Source organism: Vibrio sp. Sgm 5 (assembly GCF_026241575.1).
Lineage (GTDB): Bacteria > Pseudomonadota > Gammaproteobacteria > Enterobacterales > Vibrionaceae > Vibrio > Vibrio jasicida.
In genome coordinates this window covers 22842-39977 of the sequence record NZ_JAPHPY010000010.1, presented here as the reverse complement: position 1 = coordinate 39977, position 17136 = coordinate 22842, and the positions used below count along the sequence as shown (strand labels likewise).

The following is a 17136-nucleotide window of genomic DNA, read 5'->3' as shown; positions in this document are numbered from 1 at the left end:
CACGTTTCTGTCATTTTTTATTCGGCATTGGTTAAAACTACTTGGCTATCAGCTCTGGTTCAGATTTGCGACAGATTCAAGCTGCGCAGAGGTAATAAATTCACCAAATGTTTCACACCAAATAATAACGGTCGTGTAGTTGTCTAAAGGCAAATCTTGAGGAAGAGTGACCATAAAACGGTCAAATGTTTTCACGTCACCCACATTAATCATTTGCGGCTTCAATCGATTGAAGTCAGCTTCCGTTTCAACAAATTTCGGAGAGAGGTACACTTTATAATCTGGGCCCGGAGCAAGCTCACCTTCAAAAGCCAAGGTGTCTTCCGTTAGCCAGATATCTCCTTGCCCCCAATGCAAAAAGTCACTGTCGATGCGATCTCGTTCAAAGACTCCACGATAGAGCAGCCCCTCAGAAGAATGAGAGATCACTGAGACATCAGGAGAAGTGGGTTGTATAAGAATAGGCAGCGCGTAAATACCGGCGGCAAAACCAGCCAAAACACATAAAGTGTGGCTTACAAGCAACAAAATCCATTTCATAGTTATATACCTAGCTTTAGCTAATACGACGTCATCGATAAATTTAGTCTATAAAGTTCGCTAAATCAGGGTATTAACCAAAACTCAGAGATTTCCTATATATTTTTCAGGTGAAGGTCACAAATCTGATTATTATATTGCGCTTCTTGATGCTTAAATTGAATATTCATCATTTAAACAAACGCAACTAATGGAAATATAAATGAAAAAAATTGGTGTTATGGAAGAGTGGTTTTATTTCAATGAACGTAGATTTACCAGCATTTGAAAAAGCAGAGGGATAGCCAGAAATGGAGTTGAATACGGAAGAAAGGTAAAAAGCCAGCCTTAGTACTTTCATCCTCGGCTGGCTTTATTGATTATTGTTTAGGTTGGATGGTTGGTTGCTCTATCAAACCTTCTTTGAATACGATGAAGGCTCGGCGGTTAAGGGCATTGGCCTCTTTGGAGCGCTTATTAATTGCCGGTTGTAGCTCACCAAACGATTTCACTTCCCATAAGAATTGCGATGGGTCGATTTTGGTTTTCAGATACTTCACCACTTCAGATGCCCGGCGCTGTGCTAACTTCTCGTTGTATGACAGCGAACCAATTTGGTCAGTATGACCCGCAACAAGAATACTGCCCTGCAAGCCTTGCAACTTATCTGTGAAGCTGTCTAATTTGGCTAAATCTTCCGGCTTCAGCTGTGACTTGTCGAAATCAAAGTGCGGTGTCATCGCCATGTAGATTTTGCGTTCCGGTTTTGGTGGCTCACAAAATGGCATTTCTTCATATTTTTGCGCTTCCTCGAACACCACAAAAGCACGGCGGTTTTCAGCACGATCCTGATCGGTTTTACCCAGCGCTAATGGTTGCGTTTCACCAAAATACTTCACTTCCCAATCATAATGGTCTGGATTAAGTTTTTCTTTAAGGAAGCTCTCCACTGATTGAGCGCGGCGCAGTGACAAGGCTTCGTTGTATTCCAGTGAGCCTTTGTAATCGGTATGACCAACAATGGTAATTCGACCGCTTAAGCCTTCGATTTCATGCACGAAGGCATTCAAACTCGTCGCATCTACGTCTCGAATGTTGTACTTATCAAAAGCAAAGTGCTCTGCCACAGCAATGTGAATTTCTCGCTCTGGCGCTAAACATTCGCTGATTAAGAATTTCGATACGTCCAAGTCGGTAAACTTGTCTCGGTTCTCTTGGCTTACGTAAGTATCGGTGGCGCAACCAGCGATAAGCAGCGTGCCCACTACCCCACCAAGAAGACGAAGGGTTGTTTTCATAAATTCCTCTCACTCATTCACGGATGGGGTTATAACTTACCAACCAAGTTGATGAATACGCCTTGTGCGTCGTAGTCATCATCGTTGGTTAAGTCGCTATCAAAGGCAGAGAAGTTGTAACCAATACCGACTTTGAAGTTGTTACCAATGTGCTTATTCACTGACACCAAGGCACCATGTTCCAACTCATCATTTAAGGTATCCGTTTTCCAGTGGTATTCACCGGTGACGTCCCACTCTTTCATCACTCGATAAGAAGCACTTAAGCCATACAGGTCAATGTCGCTTTTGACGATTTCGTTCTTACCGGATTCACGCGCAAAGACTTCTTCTTTGTCTTTATGTGCGTATTTCGCGCCGACATCCCAGTTTTCATCGATGCTGTAAATCGCTTCGACTTCGATGATTTGGCTGGTTTCATCTTGGTAATCCACATCACGGTCTAGTTGGTCATAATCCGCAATGTAGGTATAACGGCTCAATAAGTTCAGACGGTCATTGTAGATTGGACGGTATGCTAAGCCACCTGTTGCCTCGACAAAGCGCGCCATGGTCTCACCTGTGGTTTGACTCTCAGTAATCGAGTAGTTGTACTTACCAAACAAGGTGTGCTCTTCCGTTAAACGATGCGTGTAACTGTTGGTCGTCACGATCTGCTCCAGCTCTCGCTGTACGACATCAGGATCGTCTTCGTTCTTGTCGACACGGTATTCCAGTTTGTGACTTAAGTTGATGTCATCCAAATCGATTGACGCATTCAAGCTGACAGATTGTCGTTCAGTGATTTGGTTTTCATCGTCTTCGATTTCACCTTGTTGATAACCAATGCCCATTTCGACATCGTCCGTCACGTCGTAACCAAATCCGTAGGAGTCGATACGGCCGTGGCCATCGTTTTCATCGACAAATTGGTTCTCTTGGTAGAAATCCACACTTGAAGTCAGATCAGCACGTTGGCCGACAATCACGTTGTTTTCACCTTCGTAGTTATCATCTACGTAAGTGACATAAGTAGAGTGGTCGTCAGAGACATCATAGGTCACGGTCGCTTCGGCAATTTCACCACGGTCACCAGTGGTGTACTCACCGCCCAGTGATAAGTCTTCCAACACGCGGAACTCAGCCCCCACAGAAACGCTGTCATTATCGTCGTAGTCATCCGATTGGTTCATGGTGGTTTGGCCTTTGACGTACACGCTGTTATCGCTATCCCACATGTAATCCAAACGTAAACCAGCCAAGGTCGCGTTACTTTGCTCATCGGCTTGGTTGAGCTCATCTACCTGTTGGCCTGCTGCCGATAGCTTGATGTGCTGAGTCAGTTTGAATTGGGTTTCTAGCTCAATGGTCTCGGAATCTGTTTTCAGATTGCCATCCATGTCACGCTCTTCGTTAGCAGAAAAACGCGATAACACCGCAATACGGTCAGTGGCTTGCAGACGCAATTCCGCTCCATACGCTTCTTGCTCAAGATCGTCGCTGCTGCTTGCATAACTGTAACCCGCGTCTTTGTCTTTATACCAAAGTTTGACGTCGTTACCGACCGCACCGAAGATGCTTGGTGCCAAGTCATACAAGTTCGCAACTGCTGTCACTTGAATGCTGTCACCTTCGCGGTCTTCTAGACTGTCACCAATCGGCGTAAAGGTTAAACCACCATCGTACGAGACAAAGTTCGACTCGGTTTGTCGACCTTCACTGTGAGCGAATTCCGCTTTGATGAACGTTCCTTCCGTTGCACGAAGCGTTAAATCAGAGCTGTAAACTTGGTAGTTTTGATTGTCTTTCTCTTCCGTCGCGTAGGTGACGCCAAGACCGATGTAGTCATTCACCCAGCCTTTCACACGGCCGCCGTAAGACATCGCATCCAGTGAGTCAGAGCCTTGTGGTACGTATTCGTAGTCCACAACCAGATAGTTTTCGTAATCGTCGTTGCCTTCAATCACGCTGCCAAAGCTGTCAGACATGATGTTGTCTAGTGGCTTCGTCAGGATAATTCGACCTTGGTATGGGTCGAATTCATAGTCACGCCCCGGCTCTAGTGGCACTTCGTTTTGCGTGAGGTTATTTTCATCGACAACCTTAACGTAAACCTTGTCACTGCCTGGTACGGCTTCTCCATGACGCAAGAAGTAAAGCGAGCCACCTGTGCCCAAAAATTCATCGTGTGCGTACAGGGAATCTGCTTCTGCTGCAAAACCAACGATGTTCAATCGGTCTTCACCGTACTGAGTAGTATCGCGAGTGCGGTAGTCCGCTTTGAAGCCATATAAGCTACGGTTGTAATCGCTGGTTTCTGTGCCTGTGACACCCGTGTTGTAGTTACCCCACAAGTACTGCGACTTGTCGTATTCTACATTTAGGTAGACTTTGCCTTTGGTATTGACCACTTTCTCGATGTTTGAGCTGTCGCCATAGTTGCCGTAGTACAACTCGTCATCGTCTTCTAGAATGTCAAACACGTCTGAATCTTCCGATGCAAACGGATGCTTAAACATGTCTTTCAGTTCACTTTCTTTGGTGTCAAAGTGGGTAGTAATACGCAGCTTGTCACCAAACTTACCTTGGCCAAAGTACGCCAAACGACCTTGGTTATAGATGTCATTTTGGTATTGATCATCAACGCCAAGCGCTGCACTGTTGCCTGATACGTTGTTCTTACCGATGTACAAATCCGCCAAGCCGGTTTGTGCATAGTAAGTGTCTGGGATGCGCACGTAGAGTTGATAGCGGCGCTCATCGCCATTATCAAACACGACTTTGGTTGGGAATACATACGCGTCGGTAGGTAGGTACTGCTCTGCGTACAAGTTGCCATCTTCAACGTCGAATTCGTCTTCGCCAATGATGACTTTATCAACGCCTTTAAGGCCAGTACCAATAAACTTCGCCAGACCTGCGTCGGTCGGAATGTTGTGACGCATCAACTTAGCTTGGCCATAGCTGCGGCCTTTGCCTTCTTCGTCTTCGTTGTCGTTTCGGTCGATGTCCACTTCTGCATCCGGACGAACGAGATCCGTCACACCTACCGTAGTGACATCCATATTGCCGTCTTTGTCCCATGCTTTTAGTCGGAACAACAGCTGGCCGCCAACATCAAACTGGTAGTCTACATCTGTAGCACCGTCCCAGTTGATATCAAAATCGTTGGCCAACTTATCGCCTTCTAGCACGGCAATCGGCTCGGACAAACCAAAGTCGCCCACGCGATAAACTTCAAGTTGGTATTTTTTGATGTAGTAGCTGTAGTTAGTGGTAATGGTGAAACCAACGCTATCGCGCAACGTACCCTCTTCCACCTCCAGCTCATCACTGACGCTCACATCCAGCACTGGATCAAATCGCGTGATATCACGACTCGCCCAAATTGCGCCTTGGTCTAAATAAATACGCGATGCGTCGTCTTCTTGTTTTGGTGTTTCGACCGTGATGTCAGTGGTCTCTGACTCGAGTTTTTCTAGCTTGCTGGTATCGGCTGCCATGCCCATCATCGGCATGGTAGAAATAATACAGGTAGCTAAACGAGACTTGCTAAATACTTTCATACAAATTCCAGATACTGCTCCAATAACTCACTACTCTTGCTCGGTGTCTTTCGCTTTGCGATGAACACTGAAGTTAAACTTCGTGAGCTTATTCGGGGTAATTCGCAACACTTTCGGGTTTTCGCTCACCACTTCCATCGAAGTCGGTAACGAGTCAGTGTCTAACTTCACTAGGAAGTTTTTCCCTTTCTTATTCAGCACCCATTGGTCGGGCACGTGGTAGCGTCCGTACTGGTCTGTATGAATGACGATGCCTTCCACCGTCATCAGCTTGACACCTGGTATCCCGTCTTCATAAACCCCTTTGTTCTCAATCACGATTTCCCACAAGTAGGCATCGCCATGTCGATAGAGGTTTCTTGTGACGTTAAGATTCTCTGCACTTAGGCCGTTCTTTTTGTCTGATTCATGAGCAAACTTGATTTGGCCTTGCGCATCAAATTCGATGCGTGAGCCACCGTCCGATGTGACGGTAAAATCAAAGAACTCACGAGTACGTGTTTTGAATTGAATCGCGACAGATTTTGTTTCAGAGATGGTGCGGTTTATCGAGTGGCCCCAAAGATCACCCAACTCAACACCTTCTTGCACGGCTGAAATCACTTGACTATTGTCTTGCTCATCCTCAACCGACAGCTCTTTCCCATCGCGGACGACGATTGTAGAGCCAGCGATGTAGTCCTGTGTAGGCAAGTTGGCAATCAATTCCACATCAAATGCCGTCGCGTCTGCTTGGAAACCGTCTTTGTTGTGGTCTTCAAACACCTTACCGATGATGGATGAGGTATCAAATACCTTGTCCGGCTCTACGGTCACTTTGGCACTGTCTTCGTTCGATACCGCAAGGCCATCGACTTTCGATACCGCGGTGTTGATGTAGTCACCAAACGTCGCGCCAACAGAAACTCGCAGTAGATAACGAATACGCAGCTTCTCGCCCGGGTCGAAGTTCAATGAGGTAAACAGCAGCTTGCCTGTGTCTGATGGCTCAATCGTCAACACTCGGTCGTCTTCATTACCAAACTCACCATCTGGGCCACTCAACACCACTTCCGATGTATCAAGTATGTACTTGAAGCCGCCAGGGTAACGGTCTTCCACGGTAACGTTTTTGAAGTACGATTCGTTGTTATTTTCCACGATCACTTCGTATTCCACGGCATCGCCCACTTGCGCGGTGTCTTGCAACGCCGCTTTCGTTAGCAAAAGCTCACCACTGTTATCTGGGATCTTCTTGATGTGCGTGGTCACGCTGTCACTGGTTTGTGTACCGTCTGTTTCTGTCGCGGTAAAGGTGTTGGTGATGTCGTCATCCAAGCCTTTACCTAGCGTGCCCACCACTTCAAAGGCAAACGCATTACGTTTTTTCGACTTAAGGTTGACCGTTAAATCCAAATCTTCACTTGCCGGGAAGGTATGGCGATCAATCACGCTGCCGCTGTCGTCTACTTCGACACCTTCAATGGTCCAGTCGGTGAAGACCTTGTTGCCCGCTTCATTTTGCAACTCACTGATTTCATCGGTCAGACGAACATTGGCTGCGTTACCATCACCTTGGTTTGTCACGGCTAAGTAGTAAGTCACGGAATCATCATCCGGTGTGTATTCCGGCTTATCAGAACGCTTCTCGACCACAAGTTCAGCAGGAACAGGCGGTAAATCCAACGCTGCGACTTGGTCTGCAGAGCCCTGCACTGAGGTTGGCGACGGCATCATGCCTTTTGAGCGCGCCATTGCAGCCGGATTCCACGTCAGATCTAAGTAGTAACCGAGCACATCAATGTTAGTCAGCATGTCTTCATTGACGGTCAACGTGAAGGTGTAATCAATCTTACCGCCCGGTGCGATATCAACGATGGTGAACAGGTCTTTATCGTCTTCATAATCGCCCGGCTGAGTTTCAGCACCCTGCCAATCCGCCGTTAGCGTCCAATCATCAAAGGCTTTGTCACGAGAACCATCGATGTAATCACCCATGGATTCACTGAACTGGGTATAGATAGCAACGTTCTTCGCAATACCACGTCCAATGTTTTCAATCACTAGGTGATATTCCACTTTTTCACCCGGCACGTAATGTGGTGCGTCGGTGTAAAGCTCAGCTTGCACAACCGCACTCACGCTCTGAACAGGAGGGCTTATCACATCACCACCATCGACTTGCGCGGTGTTCACAATGGCCCCAGTCGCTGAATCCACAACCGTGCCTTTCGCGCGGAATACCACCTTACCTTTTGGTGCAATATCCACGCTGTATTCTGTTGGACTGACCGATTCAACATTGCTGCCTATGGTTTGTGATTCAACCTCAAGCGATGTTGAGCCATCGACAAACGCAGGGCCTGTCGTACCATCGTAATAACCAACTTGGATAGACGACATGTCATCCACCACGCTCAAATCGGTGATGTAGTTATTCGAGGTGTTCTCGATGGTGATCAAGAACTCCAATTCCTCACCAGGTTCGTATTCGGTTTGAACGTTTGTTTTGGTGGCAACAAAATCAGAATCCATCGGCAGCATAATCGCTGTTGAATCTTGAGAAACACCGTTGTAAGTGACGGTTGCAGTGTTGCTGATCTCACCAATCGCTGTGGTACGGATCAGCGCTTTCACACGGAAGGTCACGGTACTCTCAGGCGCAATATCCATGGTTGCATTAATATCATCGCTGAGCTCAAACGTTTTTGGTGTCACAACCGTGCGTTCATCCGATGCTTCGTACGTCACTTCCCACAACATAAACGCCGATTCTTTATTACCACTGGTGGTGTCAACATCAATGTCGCTGATGATGTCTTTCAGTTCAACACCAGAAGCAAACGCCAATGACGTGTTACTCACCGTAATGTCGTAGTTGACCAGCTTCGTCACTTCATAGGTTGGCGTGTCTACCGATTTGTCGATGGATACCGTCGCGAGGATCGGTGTACTGATCGCACTTTTTTCTGTTGTATTCCCTTCAAACGTTGTACTCGCGGTATTGGTGATGTTACCCGTCGCATTGGCTACTGTTGTCGCTTGAATGGTATAAACGATCGTATCTTCAGGAGCGATATCCAACGTCTCTTTCAGATCTTCACCTGTTGTTGGTGCTGGAACTGGTGTTTCACCCGTTGTTGAGACCGCTGAAATCTGAATGGAACTTGGGTCAAACGCTTTTCCTGTGGTACCGCCAGCAAGTGTCGTTTCAATCGACTTCAGTGTATCTTCAATCTCGACGGCTTCCGCCCAACCTAAGCCGTTGTTCTTAACGGTCACGGTATAAGTCAGCGTATCACCCGGAAGGTATTCAAGCTTGTCAACTTCTTTCGCCAATGTGACTTGTGCGTCTTCAGGCAAATACGTCGCTTCCGCTGTGTAGTCTGTGCCATCACTGTCCACTTTAACTAGGTTAGTGATGTTGCCTTTGGCCTTGTCGTTGACGGTATTCGTCACAACGAAAGAGTAACTATCGCCAGGATGGATACTGTAAGTCGCGCTATAACCCTGCTCGGTATCGATCACGTTTTTACGAGCGTTCAGCAAAGGATCGCCACTACCACCGAGTACTTCATCACTGATCACCCATTTACCCGTAAAGGCTTGTGCTTTGTCGGTACTGTTCGCCACATCGGTCATAATGGTATCGATGCGATCCACCAGCACTTGGTCTACCAAGTAACCTTCACCGACGTTAGTTAACGTGATTTTGTACGCAACAGGCTGACCCGGTTGGTATTTCGCATCTGGCTCCGCAATCGGTGTCGTCTCTTTTGTCAGTTCCAATTGGCCCGGTTTTGGTGTGATGTAGCCTTGTGTTAGCTTCGCTCGTTTACTACCCAGACCATAAAGAAGGAAAGCGGTATTGGTAAAACGACCTACGGCATCATCACGAACTTTACCTTGGATGTGGATACGAATGACGGTGTATTTATCACCACCACCAGTACCTGCATCATCACGTCCTGCCATTTTTATTGAGCCCGCTGGAATATTGATATCCGGGTTGGTTACACCAACGAGCTTATCTAGCTCGGAGAAATCATTTGCCGCAGGATCTGAAGGTGCAGAATCAAACAACACTTCATAATCCAGAGTCCATTCTTCTAGAGCAGGCTTCATAGAGCCATCAACTGTTTCAACTTCAAAACTGTTAATGTCATCCAGCAGACCAAAAAAGCCGGTACTTACATCGTCATTGGTAATATCGATGTAGTAGTTAACTGTGCCCCCCGGTACATATTGAGGAGTATCGGTCCATTTATCGATTAAGTACTGAGATCGGCCAGCTTCCAGAACAATATCGTTCGTGTTGTCGCCATTGACTTGTGCAGTATTGGTTATTGAACCTGTCGCAGAAGCAGCCACCGTCCCTTTCACATCAAAAACAATGTGTTCTCCAGGTCGAAGGTCTACTGTGGCATTCAATGGTACGTTACCGTTGTAGTTACCCTGGACGTCGTAGGTTCCCGCCGGCTCAACTGCGATCGACGTTGACCATTGCGTAAATGCTGCTGTGCCATCTGAAGTATTAATATTGTTGATGGCATCGATAACACGAACGTCATTAGCGATGCTATCGCCCGTGTTTTCAAGGGTGACTTGATACTCAACATCACCGCGAGGAGCATAAGTACAGCCACTGCCATCACTAGAAGGAACCGAACAACTCGCGGAATCGCCATCGGTGTACTCTAGCGTCTTGAAGTAGTTGATTTCTGAAGGCTTAGGTGGAATAGGTTCCGACGAATCCGACTTACTATCAGCGGTCACTCGGTTCGCTTCAATCTCACCCAGCGCGTCGTCTCTCACTGTACCTGTCAGGTTAAAGGTCAACGCTTCGCCAGCTGCAATATCCACTTCGATATCGAGATTGCCGGCTACGCTGTAACCCGGAACATAGGTATCAATGTTCGCGTCGATTCCATTACTCACCGTATGGCTGATATCACCAGAGGCATACGCCGGTTTGGTTGTACCGCCAATAACTTCAACACCAATATCGGTCACCGTATCTTGAATACGCACATCGTTCGCCCACCCGTTTTCTGGGTTAGTAACGACGAACTCGTACTCCACTTCGTCACCCGGAATGTAAGTATCTCCTGAGGTGAAAGGCGTACCATTAATAGACACGACGCGTTTTTCCACATTGATGTTGTTCGCCAAAGGCAGCAACAGCGCCGTACGATTTTTGCCATCGTAGTTCGCGGTGTTTTGAATATCTCCCAACGCATCTTCACGGATGGTGCCATGGATGGTGAACGTCAATGATTCCTGAGGAGCGATAACAATGTCATTGTCGATATCAATACGAGAACCATCGACATAACCAACTGCCTCGGTAATCGAGTCTGGTGCTGCATCTTTCGCCAAACTCACTTCCCAACCCGCATTAAATGGTTGGCCGACAGGATCGCCACCCGTCGTCGAATTATCTTCCGCAATACGGGTTTGAATCGCTGAGATGGTGTCTTTTAGATGAGAGCCATACTCGGTGCCATAGCCGTTGTTTTTCAGCTGAATACGGTAGTAAACCTCACTCTCACCCGATGCTTGCGAGTAAGTCGTTTTCTCTGTACTGAATCCAGCATCAGAGAAGGCTTTCTTATTGAAACTGATTTCCGGATCAGCCATAGAAGACGGAGGAGAAACCGCAATGAGCTGGTTGCCATCGTCTTCATCAATAAACGCGCGGTTACTAAAAGAGCCAACGGCTTTCGGGCTAATCTTTGCCGTAATCACATAACGAACGTAAGGTGTGGTCAAGAAGCCACCAAAGTTCTGCGCTGCAATATCAAAGTGGGTATTGATTGGCTGGTTGTCTTGAATTGAGCTGTCTACGTCTGGATCGGTGATTCCTGAGCCATCAGAAGTGACTTCAATTGTCCAACTGTCAAACGCAGGGCCACGAGTACCATCATAGTAATCCGTTGTAATTTCATCGATTTCATCACGAAGACTGATGTCATCAACGTGTGCTTCTGCAACGTTTTCGATCAGAATTTCATACTCAACGTAACCACCTGGCATATAGTGAGTTGCGCCAGTAAGTTTATTTCCATCCACATCGTAGTAAGCAAGGATGTTTTTCTCGTAATCGATCTGACGAACGGTTTGTCTGATCTCATGTGAGATATTATCGCCATCAACGGTGAGTAGGTTTACAATGTCGCCATTGGCTTTGTCATTAACTGTCGCAACCACTTCATACTCTAACGTAGCTCCCATAGGGATATCGGCTAGAACATCAAGGTTGCTATCTGTAGATGTGTAGACATTGCCAGCACCTGCGCCTGCATCGACGTACTCTTTATTATCACTGGTCGCCTTTGAAGTAATATCCCAAGTAATGTATGCATCACCTGTACCGCCATCAACGAGATCTACCGAGATATCCTCAAGATTATCGACAATTGGAATGTTATCAGCATTGGCTTTACCATCATTCTCGATGATCAAACGATACGTGACTGTTTTACCCGGCTCGTAAACCGTTTCATCAGTGATTTTGTCAAAATTCAAGTGATAATCATTCGGAATAACAATGGTGTCACGATAGTTGATATCACCAACCGCATCGGGACGAATCATCCCTTTCACGGTGTACGTGACATCTTCTCCTTCATCGATATCAATCGTAGTTACAATGTCATTGTTGTCAGCGACCGTACCGTCTTTTGTACCATCTGTAGTGCCCGCATTAGCAAGATCACTTTTCTCTACACTTACGCTGAACTGATTAGTCTTTGTCGTAGGATCATAGAACGGGTTGCCCGTTGAGCCATCTTGCAATTGAACTGAAATACCATTAATCAATTCATTTACATCAACGTTATTGCGGTAGCCTTTACCATCTTGTGAGGTGTACTTGAAGGTGTAGATCAGCTCATCACCAGGAGAGTAACGGTTGATGTTAGTGGTACGGAAAACATCACCATTGTTGTAAACCTGATGGTTTTCAGCAACGGCACGCTTTAAGTACTCACATGAAGTTGTACAACCTGCATCATCTTTGTGAATCAACAATGCCTCGTTGCGGATCAAATATTGTTCACCCGCTTCTACTCCGTTAGAAACCGCATTGTCTTTGACCAACGCTTTGATCTTAAAGGTAATAAAATCGTTCGCAGGAATGTTAAGCGGGATCTCAACATCGTCGGTATTAGGCGTACTGTAGGCACCACCATCAACTGAATACGACCAATGTTCAAACGGATTTTGCTCAAGTAAATCCTCTGATTCACCATCTTTGTCATTCGCCAGCGTAGTTGTAATTTCACTCAGACGGTCAATCAAGATCAGATCCGTTTCTGGAATATCACCATTGTTGCCGATCACGATGGTGTACTCGAGATCTTCACCTGGGGTGTAACGCACAACATTGGTTGTTTTAGTCAACGCAACGTTGATGTCATAAGCGCTGTCTTTGTTGTCGATTTGAGCGGAAGAACTGTGGTCGCGGTCCGTTAATGGATCATAAACATCAACACGGTTTGAAACTTGGTCGTGTGGGTAATCACTTTTGACGATACCGGACACTTCATAATGCACCCACCCTCCCGGAGTGATATCGACGTCGGTATCGATGTTTTCGTTGTCTGAAACATCCCCGTAGCGTGAACCTGGCTCATCGGTATTGGTAGAACCAATAACTTCCCAGCTTGAGAAGAAGTTCAGCGCTTCGATGTCATCCTTAACGGTTGCATCATTGGCGTAACCCACTCCACGGTTGTAGATGTAGATATCAAACGTTGCACGCTCACCAACAATAAAATCGGTGTTTTGAGCGGTTTTCGCCACAACAAGATTTGGTTCGTTTGGATGCGTCGTGACTGAATCCGCTAGATTAATGTTGTCTTCTGTGTCAGTCGACTTGACGGTTGCTGTGTTAGAGAAAGAGCCCCACAGGATCTCAGTATCAACACTGCGATCAAGAGTACCAACAATGGTATATGTGATGGTTACACCCGGTGGGATTTGAGCGATAACATCAAGATCGTTGTTATCAGAAAAGTCTCCTGCGTCAGCGGCTACTTTTAACCAAGGCGAATCTGCCTCAATGTCTGCTGAAATAGCCCACGAGGTGAAGACTTTCTTCATCGCACCAGCAGGCTCCAGCAGTTCTGCCTCAATGGTGCTGATGTCGTCTTTAATTTCGATATTAGAAGCAAAACCATTGCCTTCAGGGTTAGTCACACTGATGGTGTAAGTCACTTCATTGGTCGTATTGGTGTACCAGCTTTCTTCATCATTCCCATCTACGCGCTTATCCAGCACTAGGTAGTAATCACGAGGGTAAGAGCCTCGATCCGAATAAAGCTTGCCATCCACTTCAACTTCGTTTCGGATTTCATCATCCGCAATTGGGTTAACTACTGCAGCAATCGAATAAATAATGGTTTCTTTAGGGGCAACTGTCGCATTTACATCTAAGATGTTCTTATTGCTCTGATTACCAGCAATTTCGCCCGTAAAGCCCGGCTTACTGTTTGTGGAAACATTGCCATCCTCATCATAAGAGGTCGCCGTTACCACCCAACTTACGTAAGCTTTGGTTGATGTACCGTTGATAGAAGTAGTGGTTACAGAAGCCAGATCATCATAAACAGGAACGTCGATCGCGTATCCTTCACCGCTGTTTTCTACCGTGATGGTGTAGTTTAGAGTACTACCTGACGAGTAGTAGCGAGAGTCTACTTCTTTTTGAACTTTTAAGTTGGAGTTCGGCATTTGAACACCAGAACCAATTTCGCCTAGGTTATCCCCCAAACAAAGTCCCGCATCTGTGCCATCATCAACAATCTGACCAACACTGTCGTCCGCAACTCTTGCCGTCAACTTGTAACGAACATAACCTTCGGGAGCCAAATCGACTTTTAGGTCAATGTCGTCGGTGGTCCAAGCGCCATAGTTAAAAGAGCCGTAGTTAGAGCCTTCGCCACGGCTATCCGCGACTTCAAGTTTCCATTCAGAAAAAGCAGATCCAGACGAACCATCAACTTGCTCAGTGACGTTACACGCAAACTTATCTAGCACGATGACATCATTGGCAAAGTATTTCGAATCCGCGTTCGAAATTTCGATGTCGTAAACCACTTCATTCTCACCAGAAACACCTGGCACATACGTCGTGTCTTTAGTTCGCTTGTTTCGTTTAATTTGGCTCGATGATGAATCTAGAACATCTTCCGTGTTTAGCGTATTTGCAAGCACGCCAGCTGAATCAGCGCCGCCTTCGTCGTTAAGAACTTTCGCCTCCAACTGAGGGATCTTACCGATAGAAACGGGACTTGCATGCACCACAATGGAATAAACGATCTCTTCACCAGGGTAGATAGACACTTTATCGTCGAGTGATTTGTCGGTTTGCTTGCCCGATGCTTGTAGCTCAGAAAGGCTGTTCGAGCCAATCGATACTACTTCATTGGTCCAAGTCGAGTACGGGTTACCCGTTGTGTCGTCGGCATTTTTGTCGTTACTGATATCGTTGCCTAGATCCGACTTCAACGAGTCCATCAACTGCTGAACAGTGTAGTTGTGAGCGATACCTGCACCAGAAGCGTTACGCACTGTGATGGTGTATGAGAAATCTTCGCTAACGAGATAATCGTCCGTTTTGTTGAGCGAGTGCGAGAGTGTGACATCAGCGTCTTTTGGCGGCGTTGTGATGCCACCAGCTGATTGGTTGTCGTCACGTGTTTTTGCTTCAGCGCTGTCATTGATGATGTCGCCGACCAACGTTGAATCGATTTGACCTCGAATGGTATAGGTGACTGAACCACCAACTGCGATAGATACATCCTTCGCATCCAAGTTACCGCTTGTTGAGAACGTCCCCGCATTACTCCCTGAACCCGAAGTAGAAGAACTGTTTGAGACAGACGTAAAGGCTGAAATCATTGCACCATTGATGTCTTCGGCCTCAATATCGGCCACAAGGTCGGTAACAGTCATACCTTGGATTTTTGCTGAGCCTGTGTTCGATACTTTTAGGGTGTAAACCAGAGCCTGCCCTGCGCCATATTTATCAACCGATGCAGAAAGATCGATGCTGTGCTCATACACCACTCTCTGGTGGGTAGTAGTGTTTGAGTCTTTTCGTGAAAGCGCACCAGAGCGAACATTGGCAACGTTGTTAATATCACCCGCCGCCTGCTCAGAAACGGTTGCTTTGATGGTGTAGGACACCGTACCGTTGTTTCGAATGTTTACGTTGGTCGCGGCGAGATTTCCATTTCTGTCGTAGTCACCAGCAGAAGATAGAAAAGAAGCGGACGCGGAGATCTCTGCGCTTTCAAATGCATTCACTGAACCGCCGGAATCACCGGAAGTCATGATGTTCATGATCTCATCATTGACCTCTAACCCGGAAAGTGTGGAACCAGAGGTGTTGGTTAAGGTCAATGTATATTCAATCTGGCTGCCGTTATCGTATTGGCCACTTACCGGTGACAATTGGACATCAAGCCCAGCTATATCCGCTTTCGCAGGCATAGCAATCAATACCATTATGAACGACAAAAACGCACAACCTAAGGAGCGAATCAAACGACTAAAATCTTTCGACATACTTACTTCTACTTTCCAAATCAGCTAGTTAAGAAAAACCAGGATTAATCAAGGCGAATTAATCAGCAGAAAAGTTTAGCGAAGCGAATGTGATTACAGTCGGCATCTTTCGAGCGAAGAGTTTTTTAAATGCCTATTACGACCATGAAGAAAAACAATATGTAAGGCAGGATTTAAGGGGGTAGCATTCAAAGCATTGATATATCGCTACAACTCGCCAAATCAGAACCAATGATTTTATAACTCTTTAGTTGATAAAAACTTATAAAATCGGTCAATAAGGAATCAATTTAAATCAGAAAGGGAAATTTTTGTTGACATGAAAGACTAGGAACGCGCTATTGCAGAACATTCCTAGTCGATAGAGATGGGGCTTTTCTTAATCTAGAAAACTGTCTTGGTAAATCATTTTTTTACTCATTCCACCATCAACGACCAAGTTATGGCCGTTAACGAAGTCATTCTCTGGGTGCGTTAAAAAAAGACACGCATTAACAATATCTTTGGCTTTCCCTACTCGACCTGATGGATGCTGCTGATGGTCAAAGCTATCAAGCTCACCATACCCTTCAACCTGAATCCAACCGGGGCTAACCGCGTTGACGGTAATTGGTGTATCTGACAACGAAATGGCCATCGATTGTGTCATAGAGACCACACCACCTTTAGATGCGCCGTAAGCATCCCAACCAGATTCATTTTGATTCCAGCGCGTAGAGGCAATATTGATGATTCGTCCATAAGGCTGAGCATGATTCAATGCGATAAATCGTCGGGAACAAGCAAACGCGCCTTTGAGGTTGACATCAATCACACGTGAAAACTCTTCAAAAGTCAGCTGCTGAATGGGTTTGTTAAAGTTGGCGATCGCACCATTGTTAATGAGAACATCGACTTTGCCGTACTTTCTTTGGATCTCATCAAAAGCCTGTTCAATCTGCTCTGGTCGCCCTAAATCAACGAGGTGAAAATCCATACCTGGATTCTTATTGGGCGCAATGTCTAGCACGATAACTTTTGCTTGTTGCTCAAGGTAGGCAAGAGCAAGGTGTTGACCGATACCTTGACTACCGCCAGTAATCACGACCACTTTATCTTTATACATACAGAGTTCTTAATTGTTTTTAATAACCCCAATTTTAGAGCCCCAACGCATAAAAAAATAGGCACGATTCTCGCAAAATCATGCCTAAAGAGTGCTGAGTCAACAGCCGCTATTG

At 46.2% G+C, this 17136-nt stretch carries 5 protein-coding genes; all 5 read right to left on the bottom strand.

The window, feature by feature from the left end; genetic code table 11:
* Positions 1 to 48: 48 nt before the first annotated feature.
* The gene (locus OQJ86_RS07950) at positions 49 to 540 is read right to left on the bottom strand and encodes a DM13 domain-containing protein (protein WP_038870374.1); all 492 of its coding nucleotides are present in this window, start codon (positions 538 to 540) and stop codon (positions 49 to 51) included.
* Positions 541 to 899: 359 nt separating this feature from the next.
* Entirely contained in the window at positions 900 to 1817 is a 918-nt protein-coding gene (locus tag OQJ86_RS07945) for an OmpA family protein (RefSeq protein ID WP_248874606.1), read from the bottom strand.
* Between the two features lie 29 nt (positions 1818 to 1846).
* Positions 1847 to 5362: a hypothetical protein gene (locus tag OQJ86_RS07940; protein ID WP_265987419.1), complete on the bottom strand. Its 3516-nt coding sequence runs from the start codon at positions 5360 to 5362 to the stop codon at positions 1847 to 1849.
* Between the two features lie 30 nt (positions 5363 to 5392).
* Positions 5393 to 15856: a hypothetical protein gene (locus tag OQJ86_RS07935; RefSeq protein WP_416236449.1), complete on the bottom strand. Its 10464-nt coding sequence runs from the start codon at positions 15854 to 15856 to the stop codon at positions 5393 to 5395.
* Between the two features lie 439 nt (positions 15857 to 16295).
* A complete protein-coding gene (locus OQJ86_RS07930) occupies positions 16296 to 17021 on the bottom strand; it encodes an SDR family NAD(P)-dependent oxidoreductase (protein WP_104047251.1) in 726 nt (241 codons plus the stop codon).
* Between the last annotated feature and the right edge of the window lie 115 nt (positions 17022 to 17136).

Bases quoted from the DNA above. Each gene is read 5' to 3' on its own strand.
- OQJ86_RS07930 (WP_104047251.1), bottom strand. From the start codon at position 17,021: ATGTATAAAGATAAAGTGGTCGTGATTACTGGCGGTAGTCAAGGTATC.
- OQJ86_RS07950 (WP_038870374.1), bottom strand. From the start codon at position 540: ATGAAATGGATTTTGTTGCTTGTAAGCCACACTTTATGTGTTTTGGCT.
- OQJ86_RS07940 (WP_265987419.1), bottom strand. From the start codon at position 5,362: ATGAAAGTATTTAGCAAGTCTCGTTTAGCTACCTGTATTATTTCTACC.
- OQJ86_RS07935 (WP_416236449.1), bottom strand. From the start codon at position 15,856: ATGGTATTGATTGCTATGCCTGCGAAAGCGGATATAGCTGGGCTTGAT.
- OQJ86_RS07945 (WP_248874606.1), bottom strand. From the start codon at position 1,817: ATGAAAACAACCCTTCGTCTTCTTGGTGGGGTAGTGGGCACGCTGCTT.